The 15538-nt window shown below is 59.4% G+C and carries 8 protein-coding genes and 2 pseudogenes; 6 read left to right on the top strand and 4 right to left on the bottom strand.

From position 1 onward, the window contains the following. Positions 1 to 199: 199 nt before the first annotated feature. A pseudogene (locus ACYZT4_RS17145) lies at positions 200 to 796 on the bottom strand (methyl-accepting chemotaxis protein); the annotation flags it as partial. Positions 797 to 1105: 309 nt separating this feature from the next. Then, a pseudogene (locus ACYZT4_RS17140) lies at positions 1106 to 2086 on the bottom strand (methyl-accepting chemotaxis protein); the annotation flags it as partial. Between the two features lie 294 nt (positions 2087 to 2380). On the opposite strand from ACYZT4_RS17140, the gene pmrG reads away from it, so the two are divergent. After that, the gene (pmrG, locus tag ACYZT4_RS17135; protein WP_461981568.1) at positions 2381 to 3052 is read left to right on the top strand and encodes a lipopolysaccharide core heptose(II)-phosphate phosphatase PmrG; all 672 of its coding nucleotides are present in this window, start codon (positions 2381 to 2383) and stop codon (positions 3050 to 3052) included. 8 nt (positions 3053 to 3060) lie between these two features. Beyond that, positions 3061 to 3876, top strand: coding sequence for a phosphatase PAP2 family protein (locus tag ACYZT4_RS17130; protein ID WP_461988715.1), 816 nt, complete (start codon positions 3061 to 3063; stop codon positions 3874 to 3876). A 7-nt stretch (positions 3877 to 3883) separates the two neighbouring features. Here the strand turns inward: ACYZT4_RS17130 and ACYZT4_RS17125 are convergent, their stop codons facing one another. Both ACYZT4_RS17125 and ACYZT4_RS17120 read right to left on the bottom strand, forming a co-directional pair. Further along, positions 3884 to 5323, bottom strand: coding sequence for an ArnT family glycosyltransferase (locus ACYZT4_RS17125; RefSeq protein ID WP_461981566.1), 1440 nt, complete (start codon positions 5321 to 5323; stop codon positions 3884 to 3886). Between the two features lie 320 nt (positions 5324 to 5643). After that, the gene (locus ACYZT4_RS17120; RefSeq protein ID WP_461981564.1) at positions 5644 to 7050 is read right to left on the bottom strand and encodes a DUF2252 domain-containing protein; all 1407 of its coding nucleotides are present in this window, start codon (positions 7048 to 7050) and stop codon (positions 5644 to 5646) included. Between the two features lie 545 nt (positions 7051 to 7595). Here ACYZT4_RS17120 and ACYZT4_RS17115 point away from each other — a divergent pair. From ACYZT4_RS17115 to ACYZT4_RS17100, 4 genes are all read left to right on the top strand, one after another. Further along, positions 7596 to 8528, top strand: coding sequence for an NAD-dependent epimerase/dehydratase family protein (locus tag ACYZT4_RS17115; protein ID WP_461981562.1), 933 nt, complete (start codon positions 7596 to 7598; stop codon positions 8526 to 8528). Between the two features lie 62 nt (positions 8529 to 8590). Then, on the top strand, positions 8591 to 11401 hold the full coding sequence (locus tag ACYZT4_RS17110; RefSeq protein ID WP_461981560.1) for a bifunctional glycoside hydrolase 114/ polysaccharide deacetylase family protein: 2811 nt from the start codon (positions 8591 to 8593) through the stop codon (positions 11399 to 11401). Next, positions 11379 to 14993, top strand: a complete 3615-nt coding sequence (locus tag ACYZT4_RS17105) for a tetratricopeptide repeat protein (protein ID WP_461981558.1) — start codon at positions 11379 to 11381, stop codon at positions 14991 to 14993. The genes ACYZT4_RS17110 and ACYZT4_RS17105 overlap by 23 nt, the downstream gene beginning before the upstream one ends. Before the next feature lie 26 nt (positions 14994 to 15019). Continuing rightward, positions 15020 to 15538 carry a penicillin-binding protein activator LpoB gene (locus tag ACYZT4_RS17100; protein WP_461981556.1) on the top strand — a complete coding sequence of 173 codons (519 nt, stop codon included), beginning with the start codon at positions 15020 to 15022 and terminating at the stop codon, positions 15536 to 15538.

The following is a 15538-nucleotide window of genomic DNA, read 5'->3' as shown; positions in this document are numbered from 1 at the left end:
TCCTGTTCGAACGGAATGTTCTTGGTCAGGAAAACGTACAGGAGTCGGGCAGGAATGGCGGTAGGTCGATGGGCAACCGGGTTGTATGAAAAAGCGATCCGTTACCCGGGTTTCCGGTCGCGCGAAAGTAGTCGCCGGGATTGATCATTCCCACGTTGATCGTTCCCACGCAGGAGCGTGGGAACGATCATGGCGAGATTCAAACGCGGAAGTGGCTAACCATCATCTGCAACTGGTTGCCCAGCCGCGCCAGTTCAACACTGGACTTGGCAGTTTCATCGCTGGCGGCGGCAGTCTGTTCTGACACGTCGCGCACGTTGATGATGCTGCGGCTGATCTCTTCGGCCACAGCGCTTTGCTGCTCGGCAGCGGCGGCGATCTGCTGGTTCATCGACTGGATGTTGGACACCGTGCGGGTGATGTTTTCCAGTGATACGCCCGCCTTGCGAGTCAGGGCCACGCTGCTGTCGGTCAGGACGCGGCTGTTGTTCATCACCGCGGAAACTTGTTGCGTACCATTTTGCAGGCCGGCCACCAGGCCTTCGATTTCCTCGGTGGATTTCTGCGTGCGCTGGGCCAGGCCACGGACTTCGTCGGCCACCACCGCAAAACCACGCCCGGCTTCACCGGCACGCGCCGCTTCGATGGCAGCGTTGAGCGCCAGCAGGTTGGTCTGTTCGGCCACGGCTTTGATCACGTCCATGACGCTGCCGATCTTGTCGGTTTCATGTTGCAGCTTGTTCATGGCTTCGGTGGAACGCGCGACTTCGCTGGCCAGACGTTCGATTTGTGCGATGGCTTCGTTGACGACTTTGTCGCCTTCGCGAGCCTGGTCGTCAGCCGCGGCGGCGGCTTGCGATGCTTCTTCGGCGTTGCGCGCGACTTCCTGTACGGTGGCGGTCATTTCGTGCATGGCAGTGGCCACCTGATCGGTCTCGATCTTCTGGCTGTTCACCCCGGCACTCGTCTGCCCGGTCACCGCCGACAATTCTTCGGCAGCGCTGGCGATCTGGGTAACGCCGTCGCGGATGCCGCTGATCAAGTCGCGCAAGGTCACGCCCATGCGTGCGATGCCTTGCTGCAATACGCCGATTTCATCGCGACGGGTCACCTTGACGTCCTGGGACAGGTCGCCGCTGGCGATGCGTTCAACCACGGCCAAGGTGTCACGCAGCGGACCGGTGATCTGCCGAGTGATGATCACGGCGGCAATCACGCCCACCAGCAGCGCCAGCAGGGTGCTGATCAGTTGCAGGGTGCGGGCTTGTGCGCTTTCGGCGTCGCGGCGGTCGAGCTGGATTTGATAGAGCTGTTCGCTGAGGGTCACGATCGTGTTGCCCTGATCGGTCATTTCCTTGCGCGCCAGCACCGTGTCGTTGCTGGCAGTTTTATAGGCCTGCAACGCAGTGCGGTAGTTGCTTAACGCCGTTTCCAGCTGGCGCAGGGTATCCAGCTGAGTGTCGGCGAAATACACATTGAGCTGCTTCAGGCTGGCGATGGACGCGTCCAGTTGGCCGACGGCTTTCTGCTCGGTCTCGGCGTTGGTGGTCGCGGTGTAGCCGCGCACTTCGTAGCGGGCCAGCATGAACGCTTCCTTGGCCGCGGTGATCGCCTGGAACTGTTCGAAGCGTTGGTCGCTCAACGGCATTTGCTGCACGTGACTGTTGATGGCATTGATCAGCGTGTTCGCCGTTCCCGCGTGGGCGCCCATGGCATCGCGGGCGCTGTTACCGGTGCGGTAAGCGCTGCGCATTTTATTCAGGGAGACCTTGTACGCCTCGATGAGCGTCCCTTGCTCTTTGAGCAGCTTGAGGTTTTCCGGGCTTTTGAACTTCTCCAGCAGCGATTTTTGCTGAGCGGAGAAGGCATCGAGGTTGGTCTGTACGTTCTGTGCGGCGGTTTCGTCGCCGTCGGCCAGCATGTACTGCAAGCGTGCCACGCGCAGCTTGGTCAAACCGGCATTGAGCTGGGTGATGTCGCTCATCCAGTTGCTGCGGTCTATCAAGCTGCCGAGACTGCTCCAGCCGGTCAGGGCGAGGACGCAGGTCAGGGCCAGGACCAGGCCAAACCCCAAGCCCAGTTTCATGTTCACGCTGATGTTGCCGAGCCAGCTATTCATCAAATTCCTCCAGGAACGTTGCGCTTCGGGTCGTCGGTTGGCTGGAAGATTGTTTTTTTTGGGTAGCCAAGTGTGTGTAGAAGGTCTGTATCGGCAGCCATTGCAAGAGCTGAAAGGATTTTGTCAGACGATTTTCCTGTAGATACGCTGTTCATCGGCGCTTTCAGCTTTTTTTCACATGCGTTTCACCCACTGCCGACGCGACCCTCTCTAACCTCGCCCATCGAATGTTAGTGATGCATGCCGGTGAGGCGGCCTGATGTGGAATTGAGACTGAATTTTCTCGGGATAAAACGCTCGATCGATCTGAGCCGTTTTGCCCGCTATCGAACTATTTCGGTGGTGCTCGCCTCGGCGCTGCTGGTGATCCCGTTGACCCTCTGGCTGTTGCGGCCGGCCGCCGTGCCGGACCTGGCCCATGGCAATGTCGCGGGCGCCCAGGCATTGTTATCCGGTTGGGCCAAGGGCGACATGATTGTGCTGGTGCGTCACGTCGAGCGCTGCGATCACTCGAAAGCGGCGTGCCTGACGGGCGATGACGGCATTACCGACCGTTCCCGCAGTGTGGCTGTGGGTGTTGGCGCTCAGTTTGAACGGCTCGGTCTGGACCGGGCTGACGTCTACAACAGCCCGATGATTCGTACGGCACAGACGGCGGCCTATATGTTCAACAAGGTGACCACCGGCGATGACTGGTTGATCATTTGCAAAGGCACGATGCTGCGCGATGCCCTGGCGCACAAAGTGGCGGGGCGCAATCTGATTCTGGTGACCCACAGCGAATGCATGTCGCAAATGGAGAAAGATCTGAAGCTGCCGACCTCCAGTCTCGGTTATGGTGCTTCTTTATTCGTGTCCGCCGAGCCTGCGCAACCGCCGCGGATGCTCGGTTTCATCGAAGCATCAGACTGGAACACGGTGACCACCCAATGAGTACGACCATGCGTTTCTATTTTTCTAACTTTGGTATCCCGCTGGCCTGCGCGGCAGTGGTTTTCCTGTTGTTCGACATGACCAAAATCGATATTGCGTTCAGCAATCTTTTTTTCGATCCGGTCAGCCAGACCTTTCCGCTCGACCAGGTGCACTTTTTTGAAAAGATCACCCACAAGTGGGCGCGCATCATTCCAAACTGGACCGCAGAAATCGCCCTGATCGGCGCGGGGCTGTCGTTTGTCTGGCCGCTGGTCAATCCGCAGAAACATCCGCGTCTCGGTGGTTTTCTGGAGCGCAGCAAAGCCGCTTCGGTGCTGAGATTTGCCAAGGATCATCGTCGGGATTTTCTGTTTGTGGTCGTTGCGTTTGCCATTTGCACCGGTGTGATCCATTTCCTCAAGTCGCACACCAGCGTGTACTGCCCGATTGAGACCACTCTGTATGGTGGAAAGATTGCCCACATGGAGTGGTACGAAAACTTCCAGCTGTTCAGGGAGGCCGGTGAGGGTCGCTGCTGGCCGGGCGGGCATGCGTCGGGCGGGTTTACCATGCTGGCGTTGTATTTCGTGGCGCGGCGTTATCGCTGGCGCTATTCGAAAGCGCTGATGTACGGCTCGCTGCTGCTCGGTTTCATCTACGGCACGACGCGGGTCCTGCAAGGCTGGCACTACATGTCCCACACGTTCTGGGCCGGGATCTTTGTCTGGCTGGCGTGTTTGCTGACGGCTCTGGCGTTTTATGGGCGAGCGCGGCTGGAGTTGCCGGTTCTACAAAAAACTGGGCAACCGGCGACGATCCCTTCGCCGCAGTTGGTGAATTAGGGCGGTCTCACTGCCCGACAAAGTAGTAGGCCTGTCGCCCGACCTTCATGGTCTTCAACACTTTCAAAGGGGCTGGCGGTTCAGCAGCCCCCGCCATCACCGCCACATTGGACGCTGAAACGCTGAGAAACTCATGCAACTGCGCTTCGGTATCCAGCCCCTTGAGCACACTCTGCGTATAGAACACGCTGGCACCGCCTACCCGCTCATTGGCCTGGAACATGGCCACGTTTTTGCCGCTGGCTTGCATCGACTGAATCTGCTCGGTCAGCGGCAGGAATGACAGATTGCGATCTGCGTGAGGCAGCGCCCACTGAGCGGCGGCGAGGTAGGCGCCGATCACCACCGCCAGTGTGCCGATGGCCAGCCCCTGACGATGGCGAGCCAGGCGACCCGACAGGTTCGAGGCGCCTTCGTTAGCTTTCATTCGTTCGAACAAAACGCTCGCATACTCCGCTGCAATCACCGCTGCTGCGGGCGTCATCGACATCAGGTAAACCGTGCGCTTGCTCGACGCCAGCGTCAGCATGACGAATTGCGCCAGGACCCACAGCGTGAAGAACAGCAAATAACGGTTGGCCAACAGGCTTTTGCGAAAATGCCACAGCCCCAGGTACACCAGAATGTTCCACGGCAAAAACGCCTGCGGCAGTTTGGCCAGGTAGTAATAGAACGGTTCGTAATGCCCAGCCTCGGTAAACGAACCGCTGAAGCGTCCGACGCTGTTGGTCAGCAGCACCTCCGCCAGCGCTTGCGCACCGCCGCGCTGATACAGCACCGCGAGCCAGATCATCAGCGGCACCAGCCCCAATAGCGTCAGCAATCCGGGGCGTAGCCAGTCCGAGGGTTTCAGGCGTTTGTCGATCAAGTTGTCGGCCAGCAGGTACGCAAAGATCACCACCCCCGGCATCGCCAGACCCAAGATGCCTTTGCTCAACGTGGCGATGGCGATCCCCGCCGCAAACAGCAATGCGTTGCCGACGCTCGCTTGCCGATGTCCCTGAAAAAACGCCAGTAACGCCATGCTCACGCCGAGCGCCAGCAACGCGTCTTCACCCACGCCGCGACCGTTGCTCCAGTAACTGGCCATGGTTGCCAAGAGAATCCCCGCCGTCCAGGCAATCACCTTGGGTCGGCCGAACCGCCGCAGCATCGCGTACAGCAACATCACACTGAACAACCCGGCAAATGCTGACGCCAGCCGCACCGCCCAGGGCGTTCCGCCGAATGCGCGGATCGCCCCGGCGTCGAGCCAGAGGCTCAAGGGCGGTTTTTCCAGAAACGGTTCGCCAAACAGTCGCGGGGTCACCCAATCGTTGTCCAGATGCATCTCCATCGCAATCCCGGCCACCCGGGCTTCGGTGGAGCCTTGCAGTTGGTGGTTGCCGAGGGCGAAGAAAAACAGCAGGGCTGCGAGCAGAAAAAGGGAAGAGGCGGGACGTGACATGGTGTCTGGCTGCCGGAAAAAAGATCCCGCGAGCATACGGTGCGAATGCTTAACAAATTGTGAACGTCGCGCGAAAAACTAATGAACACGTTAACGACCAGCGCCGTGAGAAACACCAGACAAAAAAAAGCCCGCGGGAGGGCGGGCAAACCGTAGTTTCTTGAATGAGCGAGGGCAATGTACTGGTTAGCGGGACAGGGTGGGGTGAAGAAAAATTCATTTATTCGCGGTGCCCGCAGTTCCCGGGCAGGGCGTGCGAGTTGCAGTCGTCGCGATCGAAGAGGTTGTTCAGTTAATCGCTGCAAGAACAGAGTATCGGCTCAGGGCAAATGATCGGCCGCGAAGTCCGCCTCTGACCGTGCCCGCAGTTGCCCTTTGCGGCAGGCCTGCTGAAAGCGTTCGAAGTCTTGGTCATTCTGTTCGGCATAGGTTTTCGCGTACTTGAGCAGCGCATCGGCCAGCGCATCGCTCTTGCCGATGTAGCCGCTGATCTGCGCGGCATGCCCGGACGATTTCGCATGCGCCCGGGCGAGGGCGCGGCCACAGACGCGCCCATACGCGGCAAAGGCCTCGGCATCGAAGGTTTCCAGTTCGGCGGAAATTTTCATGTCGCGCAATTGCCGGACATAGAAGTGACGACCGCTAGGGCCGGTGGTCCAGCCGAGGAACAGGTCACTGGCGGATTGCATCAGCCGCTGACCATCGACCACGCGCTGGCCGTTATGCCGCACGCGGGACTTGGCCTTCACATAATCGGCGAGCACCGATTGCCGTGCTTCCTTGAATTGCAGGAACAGCGGGAATTCCTGCTCATCGGTCAGCAGCGCCACCAGGCAACGGGTGCCGACACTGCCCACGCCGACGACTTTGAACGCCAGGTCCTGAACATTAAAACGCGACAACAGCCCGCGTCGGTCGGCTTGCAGCGTCGCGCGATAGTCGGTCATGAGCGTTTCGTAGAGCGGTCGCCAGTCCGCCAGCCGCAGCCAGTCATCGTCGGCATCGAGCAAGGTGGTGTTTTTGTGCAGGTGGAAAATTTCCGGCAGGTCATCGCGAATGATCAGACGGCCTGTGGCATCACGCTCGCTGATTTTCGGCAGCAGTTCGGCATGCGTGCGGCGTTCGGCTTTGGCAATTGCGCGCTCCACATGCTCCAGCGTGGCTTTGCTCGCCTGTTGGCGTAAATCGTCGTAACTGATGGATTCGTACCAGGTCTCCAGCGCACTTTGCTCCGCGCATTCGAGCATGGTTTGCTGGTAGGCGCTGACCACCTCCCGGCAGACGTTTTCTTCCACGGTTTCGCCATGGCGCAGGTCGCGGGCGGCCACCATGAAACTCGCCACCAGACGTTTGACGTCCCACTCCCAGGGACCGGGATGGACTTCATCGAAATCGTTGACGCTGAACAACAGGTTGCGTTCCGGCGTGGCAAAACCGCCGAAGTTCATCAAGTGACAGTCACCACAGATGGTCGATACCAGCCCCATGTTCGACGTGCCGGACAGGTCGTGAGCCTGCAACAGTGCGTTGCCGCGATAAAAGGTAAAAGGCGATACGAGCATGCGACCGTAGCGTAACTCCACCAGCGAATTGACCCGACCCTCGCTGGAGCGCCTTATCAATGAAAGCGGGTCACGATTGGTTTTCCCGACGGCTGCCTGTGAACTGCGGGGGCATTTTTTTCGCGCATCCTTGCCTTGTTTCAAGCGGTCTTTAAGGGTGGTCATGGTGGCTCGGTGTTTGGGGGGATGCGGATGAGTGTAGAGGGGACATGGATAAACGTAGTTCTGGCTAAATGAAAAAAACCGGTGGTTGGCCAAGCAGAACACAGGTAACCCGGACTCGCGCAAGGCGATCTTCTCGACGTCACTTTTGGTGAAGTTGTCGAGGTGTCAATGAGGCTCGACGCGCTGACGCGAGCCTTGAAAGTCGGCATTCAAATGCTGCTTGATAGGACTATCCGTAGCTATTAAATGTCGTCAATTAAGTGACGTTTTTTCGAAGTGATTTTCCATTCGACGACAACATCGACAATCGATTGACACCGCCCCTGCGATCTCACATTATCTGCGACCCGTTAATGGCCCCGTGCCATAAATTCGGTGCCGACACGATAAATTATTCCTTTATTTTGAACCTTCGAGATGTGTGGGGGGTCGCAGTCTCCTGAGTTTTGGGCTAAATGCCATCACTCAACACCTTTGTTTTATAGAGCCACCGTTTTGCGGACTTGCACTCGAACTGTCCGCTTGAATCTTCAGGAAGAAACTTCATGCTTGATGGGCGAATTTTGGTTACCGGCGGTGCAGGATTCATTGGTTCACACCTTGTAGAAGCTTTGCTTGGCAACGGTTACAAAGTCCGCGTGCTGGATAATTTGTCGACCGGAAAAGTCGGCAATCTCCCGGTCGGTAACCCCAATCTGAACCTTGTCGTGGGTGATGTCGCGGACAGTGTCGCTGTGGAACAAGCCATGCGCGATTGCACCGCGGTCGTGCATCTGGCGGCCGTCGCGTCCGTACAGGCGTCGGTCGACGATCCGGTCGGCACCCATCAAGCCAACTTCGTGGGCACGCTCAATGTGTGCGAACACATGTTGAAGGCCGGCATAAAGCGCGTGGTTTTCGCGTCCAGTGCCGCCATCTACGGTAACAACGGCGAAGGTTCGGCGATCGACGAAGACACCCCTAAATCGCCGCTGACGCCTTATGCCAGCGACAAACTGGCGAGTGAGTATTACCTGGACTTCTATCGTCGGGAGCACGGCCTGGAACCGGTGGTTTTCAGGTTCTTCAATATCTTCGGCCCGCGTCAGGACCCGTCTTCGCCGTACTCCGGCGTGATCAGCATCTTCACCGAACGCGCCATGGCCCAGAAGCCGGTGGCGATCTTTGGCGATGGCGAACAAACCCGCGACTTCGTTTACGTTCAAGACCTGGTGAGCATCCTCGTCCAGGCTGTCGAGGCGAGTGAGCCAGCCTGCGGTGCAGTGAATGTCGGGCTTGGCCGTTCGACCAGCCTCAATGACCTGATCACCGAGCTGGGGAGCGCCACCGGCCATCCTTTGACGGTGACTTATCAGGCTCCGCGTCAAGGCGACATACGCCACTCGCGTGCTAACAACGCTCGTCTGCTTGAGCGTTTTACGCTCCCGGCGCCGACGTCTATCGGCAACGGCCTGGCACAGCTACTGCGCAGTTTATAATCCGCCCGGTAGCAAGGCCCGACGTTCAAGCAGTATCGGTTCAGTCATTTCTAGAGTGATTTATGGAAATCGTTTTTCGCAGGACGCGTGTCCGCGCGGTCGCCAATCGACTATTAGCTGCCTTGGCGCTCTTCGTGAGCGGACCGTCCGTCCAGGCTTCAGCATTGCCGCAACCTTCCAGTGTGGCTTTTTGGTACGCCGACCAACCGCCGATTTCCGAGTTGGCTCAGTTCGACTGGGCGGTGGTCGAGCCGGGGCATATGACCGCGGGCGATGTCAAAACCCTGCGCACGTTGGGCAGTCATCCGTTCGCCTACGTGTCCGTGGGCGAATTCGATGGCAACAAGGCGGCCATCGACAAAGCGGGGTTGCGTGATGCGGTCAGCCCGGTGCGAAACGACTCCTGGAACAGTCAGGTCATGGACCTCACTTCGCCGGCCTGGCGCGAGCATTTGCTCGGTCGCGCGAAGGCGTTGCAGGCAGACGGTTATGACGGTCTGTTTCTCGACACCCTCGACAGTTTCCAGCTGCTGCCGGAAGGCTCGCGGGAAGCGCAGCGTGTGGCGCTCGCCAGTCTGTTGCGCGAGCTGCACAAGCGTCAGCCGACGCTGAAACTGTTCTTCAACCGCGGCTTTGAAGTGTTGCCCGAGCTGGACGGCGTCGCCGCTGCGGTGGCTTTCGAGTCCATGTACGCTGGCTGGGATGCCGCCGCGAAACGTTATCGCCCGGTGCCGGAAGCCGATCGCCAATGGCTGCAAACGCAGCTGCAACCTTTGCGCGCCAAAGGCATTCCGCTGGTCGCGATCGACTACTTGCCACCGGAGCGTCGCGACGAAGCGCGCAAGCTGGCCAAGCGTTTGCGTGATGAAGGCTTCATCCCTTTCATCAGTACGCCTGAGCTGGATTCGTTGGGCATCAGCAACGTTGAAGTTCAGCCGCGTCGAATTGCGCTGGTTTATGACGCACGTGAAGGTGACCTGATCGTTAACGCCGGGCACACACTGCTCGGCGGTTTGCTTGAATACCTCGGTTACCGGGTCGACTACCTGGCCGCCGACGCGTTGCCGGACCATCGTTTCAGTGGCTTGTACGCCGGCATCATCACTTGGATGACCAGCGGCCCGCCCCAGGACACCCCGGCCTTTAACCATTGGCTCGGCAAGCGTCTGGACGAGAAGGTACCGCTGGTATTTTTCGCCGGTCTGCCGATTGAAGACCAGGTCCTGCTCAAGCGCCTGGGCTTGAATCGCGCAGCCCCCACGGGCACTCAAGCATTGACCATCACTTATCAGGACAAGTCGCTTTTGGGCGCGTTCGAAGCGCCGGTGCAACCCCGCTCCCGTGACCTGACCGCGATTTCCGTGATGCCCAAGGGGCCGAAAGCGGCGTTGTTGCTGACCGGCGAAGGCGGCCAGACATTCACCCCGGTGGCGGTGGCGGAGTGGGGCGGTCTGGCCCTGGCGCCCTATATCCTTGAAGTGAACAACGAGCGCAGTCGCTGGATCCTCGATCCGTTTGCGTTCCTGCAAGCCAGCCTGCGTTTGCCGGTACAACCGCGTCCGGACACCACCACGGAAAATGGCCGGCGCATCGCCACTGTGCACATTGATGGCGACGGTTTCCCGTCCCGCGCCGAAGTGCGTGGAACGCCCTACGCCGGCAAACAAGTGCTCGACGATTTCATCAAGCCCAATCCGTTTCTGACCTCGGTGTCGATCATCGAAGGTGAAATTTCGCCGCGCGGAATGTTCCCGTTCCTGGCGCGCGAACTTGAGCCGATTGCGCGTGAGTTGTTTGCCAACCCCAAAGTCGAAGTCGCGACCCACACCTTCAGCCACCCGTTTTTCATGCAACCGGAGCTGGCCAGGAAACGTGAAAATTTCAACCCGGAATACGGCTTGAAAATGGCGATTCCGGGGTATGACAAAATTGATTTCCGTCGCGAAATCTTTGGCTCGCGCGACTACATCAATCAGCAACTCACCACCCCTGAAAAACCGGTCAAGCTGGTCTTCTGGCCGGGCGATGCGTTGCCATCGGCGGCGACCATCAAGCTGGCTTACGACGCCGGTCTGAAAAACGTCAACGGTGCCGAAACCAAGCTGACCAAGGCCAACCCGTCGCTGACTGGTTTGAGTCCGTTGCTGCGCCCCACCGAAGGGGGCTTGCAGTATTACGCGCCGATCATCAACGAGAATCTCTACACCAATCTCTGGAAAGGTCCGTATTACGGTTTTCGCGAAGTGATCGATACCTTCGAGCTGACCGACAGCCCGCGTCGTTTGCGAGGTCTTCACCTGTATTACCACTTCTATTCGAGCACCAAACAGGCCTCGATCAAGGCGATGAACGAGATCTACGGGTACATGGGCAAGCAGCAACCGATGTCGCTGTGGATGAGTGACTACCTGGATCGATTGCACGGCCTGTACCTGGCCAGCCTGGCGCAAACCGCCGACGGTGCCTGGCAGATTCGGGGGATGGATGCTTTGCGTACCTTGCGCCTGGACCCGCAGATGGGCTGGCCGGATCTGCTGCGCTCGCAAGGTATTGCCGGCGTGCGGGATTTGCCGCAGGGGCGCTATGTCGCCTTGAGCAGCGACCACGCGCTGCTGGTCTTGCGTCCCGACCGGGATGACAGACCAGCGCTTGAGGAGGCCAATCTGCCGTTGCTGGACTGGCGTTACCTGGATGATCGCCGTGTGAGTTTTGCGTTTGCCGGGCAGGTCGACCTGACCTTCTCGGTGCGCTCGGCCAGCGCCTGTCGGGTGGAAGTGGATGGTCAACGTTTCGCGGGCAAGGCATCGGCCGGTCTGTGGACTTTTCAATTACCTATGAAGCAGGTGAGTCATGGTCAGCTCCTCTGCAACTAAAACCAAAGGCAGTCGCCTGCTCAATCCTTGGGCTTTGGCGGTGGTGGCGACGGCTGTCGGGGGGCTGTTGTGGGCGACCTTCCAGCGTGAAGAAGTGTTCCAGCCTGATGGCCGCGAGCCGGATGCCGTTTCGGCCAACTACGCCGAATTGCTGCTGACCGCCCACCCGGAAGACGATCACTTGCGACTGCAGTTGGTCGATCTGTTGATCCGCCTCGGCGATTACGCGAAGGCGCGTCAGCATCTGGAGAACTGGCCGAATCCGCTGCCGGATTTGCAGGCGTATTACCGGCTTGAACTGGATGCACTGGAAGCTGCGCAAGGCAGTGATCCTGCCACTCAAAAGGCGTTGGTGGAGCGGTTGAAAAGCTTCGACCACCGCCAGTTGCCGGTGCCGCAATTGCAGAACCTGGCCAAACTGGCGCTGGCATTGCAGGCCCCGGCTTTTGCGGCCAGCGTCTATGAAGAAATCGCCAGCCGTGATCCGGCGCAACGTATCGAGTCGCTCAAAGCCGCCGCCCAGTGGTACCTGGCGGGCGAGCAACCGGGGCGTGCCGCAGACATTTATCTGGAGCTGAAAAAGGACAGCCAGCTACCCGCCGAGCGCCTGGAATACTCGCGGCTGGCGTTCTACAGTTTGCTGGCCTCCGGGCGAGGTGATCAGGCGGTGCAAGTGCTCGCCGATGAACTTGACCAGCTCAAGGATGCGCAAACTGACGCGCCCTGGCTGGAGCAGGGGGTTGATGTCGCCGTTGCCAGCAAACGCTTTGATCTGGCGCAGCAATTCCTCCAGCAGTGGCGCGTTTTGCAGCCGGACAACCCGAAAATCCTTGAAAAAGATTTCAGCATGCGCCTGGCCCTCGGCGATCTGCCGGGTGCCTGGGAGAGCGGTCAGCTACTGCTGCTGGAACATCCGGATGATCCGGCGTTGCTGGAGCAAATGGCCCACCTTGGCGAGTGGCGCGGCGAGAGTGTTGCCGCTCTGGATTACTGGATTCGCCTGTTGAACTTGCGCGAAGACCCGCAAACCCGTGAACACGCGTGGCGTCTGGCGAGCCAGCAATTCGACTTTGATCGCTCCATCCCGTTGCTGGGCGACATCATGCACCAGCGCGCGTTGACCGACGTTGAACTCGATGCGCTGATCTATGGCCACGAATCGCGCGGCACCCCAAGTCAGGCCGAAGCCTGGCTGCACGCCTATTTGCGCAAGTACCCGACGCATCGTCTGGCGTGGACGCGGTTGCTGCAGAACCTGGAAAATACCGGGCAGTACGCGGTCAAGGCCAAGGTCTACCAGGGCTACTCGAAACGCTTTGCGCTGACCACCACGGAGCGGGTCGATTGGGCCGACACCTACCTCAAGCTGTTTGATAACCAGGCGGCGTGGCAGGTGTTGCAGGTCGATAACAGCACGATCACGGATCAGAATTACTGGCGAACCCGGGCTGCCCTGGCCTGGGACCTGGAGCTCGACGAAGAACTGCGGATTTCTCTCGAGAAAATGCTCGCACTCAAAGGGTCGCTCAACATCGGCGATGAGAGTCAGTTGATCACGCTGTATCGCACCAGCGATCCAAAGCGTGCCTTGGCGCTGATGGTCGACAGCTGGCAGCGCACGAAGAATCCGCAGCGTCTGGTTGAGGCTTTGCAGCAAGCTCAGGAATTGCAGGACTGGCCGCAAGTGGTGGCCCTGCTCAAGGACGCCGAGCAATACCCCGACGCGTATGAACAGGCTCAGGTTCTGGCGGTTCGCGGTGCCCTGGCGGTGCAGCAGGGACAAGTCGATGAAGCGCAGCGCTTGTACTTGCTGGGTTTGTCGCGCTACCCGGATGACAACGTGTTTCGCGAACGCTTGATGTGGCTTTACGTCGATCAGGGCAACACCGCTGCGCTCAAGCCATTGCTGACGCAATGGAAAGCCCGGGCCCGCGAAGACCGGATTTTGTGGCTGCCGTTCGCCAGTGCCAGCCAGATGTTGGGCCGCGACAGCGAGGCGTTGGCCTGGTACCGCATGTACCTCAAGAGCAGTCAGAACGACTGGTTGGTGCAGGCAGCCTATGCCGATGCACTCGACAGCGCCGGTTATCAGGACGCCGCCCAGCGCCTGCGTTTGAAATTGCTGCGCAGCCCCGAAGTTGAAGACATCAAGCCGACGTCCCAGCGTTACGCGGTCTGGTTGCGCCTGATGTCCAGCAGCTATTCGCCCGCCAAGGCACAGCACGAAGTGCTGAAGTGGAAAGACGGCTCACCGGCGATGCTGCAACTGTGGTTTGAGCGTTTGCTGGCGCGTCTCGACGCGACCAATCAAGAGTCGCAGAAAGACCAGTGGCTGGATTGGGCTCGCAGTCAGGGCCTGAAAGTCGAGCGTTACGAGCAGATTCAGCAAGCCTTGCGCAGCCGCAACAAAGCGCAGGTCGAAACCCTGTTGGCCAGTAGCGATCTGAATCCGGCGCAGCGTGCTCAGGCACTCAGCCGTCTGGGGCGTCTGGGCGAAGCGCTCGACACCAGCCTGTCCGCGCTCGGTGACGAGCAGCCGATGGCAGTGCGCGAACAACTGCGACGCCAGGCCGTGGAGATCCACGAAGCAACGCCGCAAGGCGCACAATTGTCCTGGCATGAACAGGACTTCGGCGGCCTTGAGTTCAACGCGCCACGTCTGCAGATTGCGCATAATCTGGGCGATAACTGGTACGCCAATCTGGAGCTGGAACAGGGCAAGTATCGTGGTGATGACATCGAGTCATCGAAAATTGGCGAGGAGCGCAATGCCGCTCTGACCTTGCAGCGGGCGGTGGAAGACGGCAGCTACAAATTGTTCGTCGACACCAGCCAACGCAGTGACGATGACCGTACCGGCCTCGGTCTTTCACGGACCTGGCAGTTGAGTGTGAGCGACGAACTGGAAACCGGTCTCGGCTGGCATCGCAAAAGTGAAGACAGTGGCTTGATGCGCGCCTTCGGTCAGCAGGACAGTGTCTGGCTCGGTGGCCGTCATGGCATTACCGCCCGCGATCAGATCAGTTGGGAAGTGGCGCAAAAGTCATTCTCCACCCGTGCCGGCGACAACCTGGGCAATGGCCAGGCGCTGAAGATGGAATACAACCACACGCTGGAATTCGCCGGGCCTAACTGGACTGTGCGCAGCGGCGTCGATTATCAGCACAACAATGTGGATGATCGTCGGCTGGATTATCTGTCCAGCCGTAATGGCGGACCGGTAATCGTGCCCGAGCAGACGCGTGACGCTGATACTAATGAGCTCGACGCCACTGACACGCAAACCGTCATGGGCAGCGATTTGTTGCAAAGCCGCTACGGCCAACTCTACGTTGGTAGCTCCTGGCGTCGCGGCATACCGGGCGCGCTGGTGCGCACCAAGCCGCAATACACCTGGCTGGTGGACGTGACGGCAGGCTGGCAATGGCTGGATCAAACTTTTAACTACGGCATTAACACCGGGGTAGGCGTCGAAGTGCTGGGTGATGACGAACTGGCCCTGACCTTCGGCTACCAATCCGCGCCACAGGGTGGTGATGGCAAGGCCGGCGGAACACTGGGTGTGAGCTACGGCGTGCGGTTTGGACGCTGATCATGGAATGTCTACGGAGAAAAACTATGCAAGTAATTCGTAATCTGGGCCTGGCTTTCGCCGTCCTGTTGGTCGCCGGTTGCGCCAGCTTCACCGACCAAACCAGCCCGAACCTGCCGCGCAATGCGCAGTGGGGCATCGTGCCGATGATCAACTATTCGCAGACGCCGCAGGCCGGTGAACGCAGCGAGCAGATCCTGCTCAGCGTGCTCAGCAGCCACGGCCTGCAGCCACGGGTTTACCCGGTCAGCACTCAGGGCGAACAAGCGCTGATGGATGACAACGAACGTCTGGCCGGTGCCCTGGATTGGGCGCGCGACCAGAAGCTCGATTACGTGATCGCCGGCAGCGTTGAAGAGTGGCAATACAAGAACGGTCTGGACGGCGAGCCAGCGGTCGGCATCAGCCTGCGCGTGCTTGAAGCCAGCAGCGGTCGAGTGCTCTGGAGCAAGAGTGGCGCACGTGCCGGCTGGTCCCGTGAAAGCCTCGCGGGCACTGCGCAAACGGTGCTCGACAAACTTGTTGGCGCCCTTCGGTTCGAGTGA

The sequence above is a fragment of the Pseudomonas sp. GB2N2 genome (assembly GCF_054897705.1).
This window is presented reverse-complemented; position numbering and strand designations above follow the sequence as displayed.

Coding starts and splice junctions, on each gene's coding strand:
- ACYZT4_RS17130 (WP_461988715.1), top strand. CDS start 3,061: ATGCGTTTCTATTTTTCTAACTTTGGTATCCCGCTGGCCTGCGCGGCA.
- ACYZT4_RS17125 (WP_461981566.1), bottom strand. CDS start 5,323: ATGTCACGTCCCGCCTCTTCCCTTTTTCTGCTCGCAGCCCTGCTGTTT.
- ACYZT4_RS17120 (WP_461981564.1), bottom strand. CDS start 7,050: ATGACCACCCTTAAAGACCGCTTGAAACAAGGCAAGGATGCGCGAAAA.
- ACYZT4_RS17115 (WP_461981562.1), top strand. CDS start 7,596: ATGCTTGATGGGCGAATTTTGGTTACCGGCGGTGCAGGATTCATTGGT.
- ACYZT4_RS17110 (WP_461981560.1), top strand. CDS start 8,591: ATGGAAATCGTTTTTCGCAGGACGCGTGTCCGCGCGGTCGCCAATCGA.
- ACYZT4_RS17105 (WP_461981558.1), top strand. CDS start 11,379: ATGGTCAGCTCCTCTGCAACTAAAACCAAAGGCAGTCGCCTGCTCAAT.
- ACYZT4_RS17100 (WP_461981556.1), top strand. CDS start 15,020: ATGCAAGTAATTCGTAATCTGGGCCTGGCTTTCGCCGTCCTGTTGGTC.